We start from the raw sequence: 454 nt of genomic DNA on the forward strand, positions 1-454 counted from the left end.
CGCCACCGCCGCGGCCTCGTCGTCCACCAGCAGATCGACGGCGCCGGCCCGGGCCAGTTGCGGCGCGGGGCCGATCTCTTCCGGCCGGTAGCTGCCAAGTCCGCCGCCCTCGATCATCGCCGGGCCGCTCATGCCAAGATTGGCCTGGCGCGTGGCGATCAGCACGTCGCAGACGCCGGCCAGCGCCGCGTTGCCCGCGAAGCATCGACCGGCCACCACCGCCACCAGCGGCACGCGCCCGGACAAGCGCGCCAGCGCGGCGAAGGTCGGCACATGCAATCCGGCCACCACGGGCACGTCGACGTCGCCGGGGCGCCCACCTCCGCCTTCGGCAAACAGCACCACGGGCAGCCGATCCCGTAATGCCAGATCGAACAGACGGTCTGCCTTCTGGTGATTGCGTGCGCCCTGCGTGCCCGCCAGCACCGTAGCGTCGTAGGCAAGCACCGCGCAG

At 72.5% G+C, this 454-nt stretch carries 1 protein-coding gene; it reads right to left on the reverse strand.

Going from position 1 to position 454, the window contains the following annotated elements:
- Positions 1 to 454 (reverse strand): carboxyl transferase domain-containing protein (locus N2041_RS14360; RefSeq protein ID WP_297679264.1); only part of this gene is annotated, 454 nt, incomplete at both ends.

Source organism: Tepidiforma sp. (genome assembly GCF_026419595.1).
GTDB lineage: Bacteria > Chloroflexota > Dehalococcoidia > Tepidiformales > Tepidiformaceae > Tepidiforma.